The 2,264-nt window shown below is 28.2% G+C and carries 1 protein-coding gene; it reads right to left on the bottom strand.

Features of this window, described 5'->3' with window-relative positions; translation table 11 throughout:
- A partial coding sequence (locus HMPREF1871_RS05620) for a GA module-containing protein (protein WP_198145788.1) occupies nucleotides 1–1,846 on the bottom strand: 1,846 nt, incomplete at its 3' end.
- Between the last annotated feature and the right edge of the window lie 418 nt (nucleotides 1,847–2,264).

The raw sequence follows: 2,264 nt of genomic DNA, 5'->3' as shown, positions 1-2,264 counted from the left end.
CTTTTGCTTCTGCTTTTGCTTCATTAACTTTTAATATACTATCTGCTTTGTTTATTTCTTCTTTTGCAACTTTTTTTTGTTCTTCTGTTAAGTTAGCAAGTTTATCTAATTCTGCTAATGCTTTTGTTTTTGCGTTAGCAAGTTCTTCTTGTTCTTTGTTTCCTTTGTCTTTTAAGGCAGCACTTGCTTTTGTTAATTCTGCTTTGATTTCTTGTGTTTTTGCTATTACTTTAGCAGCTTCATCTTTGGTTGCTTCTTCTCCTTTTGCTAAAATAGTTTTAGCTTCTGTTTTTGCTTCTTCTATTTTAGCATTTAGTTTTGCTATTTGTTCATTGTATTGTTTAATACTTTCTTGAGTTTTTCCTTTTGTGTCTGCTGGTTTTAGGTATTCTTCTGTTTTTGCTAATTCTTCTTTTTGTTCTGGTGTCATTGCATCTATTAAAGCTGCTTTTGCTTTTTCTAGTGCTTGTTTTTTGGTATTTACTTTTTCTAATGCTTCTGCTACCTTTTCAACTGATGCATTTTTGTCTTCTATTACTTTGTCTGCTTCATCTAATACTTCTTCTGCCTGTCCTTTTGCTATATTGTAAGCTTCTGAAGTTGTTTTTGTTTTTCCTTTGTCTACATCTTTTTCTTTTGTTAGTTTATCTAGAAGATCTCTTGCTTCTTTTAATTCTTTTTTATCTACTTTACCTTTTTCTTTTGCTTCTTTGTTTGCTTTGTCTTTTTCTTTTGCTTGTTTTAGAACTTTATTAACTTCTTCTATATCACCTGCTACAGGAAATTTTATTGCAGAGATTTTTTCTCTAAAGCCTGCTTTTTCTTCCTCATTTAAGTTAGCAAGTTTTCCTATCTCTGCTAATGCTTTTGCTTTTGCTAAAGCTGTATGAACTTCTTCTACACTACTTGCTTTATAGATTTCTGCTTTTGCAGATTCTTTTTCTTCTTTAGATAAATTGTCAAGTTTTCTTATCTCTACTAATGCGTTTACTTTTGCTAAAACGACATTAACTTTTTCTTTACTATCTGCGTTATCGATTTCTTCTTTGAAGTATCTGATTTCTTCCCCATTTAAATAAGCAAGTCTTTCTACCTCTACTAACTCAACTGAAGCTTTTGCTTTTGCTAAAACGAAATTAACTTTTTCTATACTATTTGCGTTATTGATTTCTGATTTGAAGTCTTCGATTTGTTTCCCATCTAAATCTAAAGCAAGTTTTTCTATCTCTGCTGAAGCTTTTGTTTTTGTATCTTTTAGTTCTTTGTTTACTCGGTCTTGTTCTTTTGCTTTGTCTACAACTTTATTAACTTCTTCTATACTACCTTCTATAGGTATGTGTACTTTGAAGCCTTCTTTTTCTAAATCATTTAAGTTAGCAAGTTTGTTTATCTCTGCAACTGCTTTTGCTTTTGCTAAAACATAATTAACTTTTTCTTTACTATCTGCTAAAGAGATTTCTGCTCTGTATCTGGCTACTTCGCCTCTAGATAAATTATTGTTAAGTCCTCCCATCTCTGTTGCAGCTTTTGCTTTTGCTTTGTTTAATTCTTCTGTATCTTTTGCTTTTGCTTGTTCTACAACTTTATCAGCTGCTTCTTTACTATCTGCTGCAGAGATTTTTTCTTGGAAGCTTGCTTTTTGGTCATCAGTTAGATTAGCAAGTTTTCCTAACTCTACTAATGCGTTTGCTCTTGCTTTGTCTAATTCTCCTTTATCTTTTTCTTTTACTTCGCCGGAAGCGTCATTAATTTGTGCGTTTGCTTGGTTAAGGGGCTGTACACTACCTGTTATACTAAAAAGTAAAGCTCCCGTTACTCCTACTGCTAATATCTTATTATATTTCATATTTTCCTCCTAGTTCAAGTATAAAAATATTATAATTTTGTACCTTTTATTATATCGCTTTAAAAAATTAAAGACAATACTTAGTTCTTATTTTTCAAATATTTTTGTAAATTATGATTTTTTTATAATATTTTTAATTTTTATAATTGTCTTTAATGTAGATAATGATAATATTTTAAATATTATTTTATAATAAGAACAAAAATTATTTATTTTTTTATTTTTTGAAATCCTGGAAACATTTATAATAAAATATTTATTATTTAGAGGCGTAAAAGTTAATTAATTATTTTTTATCTAAATATTTTCAAAACTTTTTTTCTTAGATATTTTTTAAAACTTGCCGATTTTACTATTATTTATTTTTTATATATATTTTTTTTAAGATATATTTATTTTTTTTATGAAATATTTTATA

The organism is Gemelliphila asaccharolytica, assembly GCF_001553005.1.
GTDB lineage: Bacteria > Bacillota > Bacilli > Staphylococcales > Gemellaceae > Gemelliphila > Gemelliphila asaccharolytica.
The sequence above is the reverse complement of the archived record's forward strand: the minus strand, read 5'-3'. Positions and strand labels throughout refer to the sequence as shown.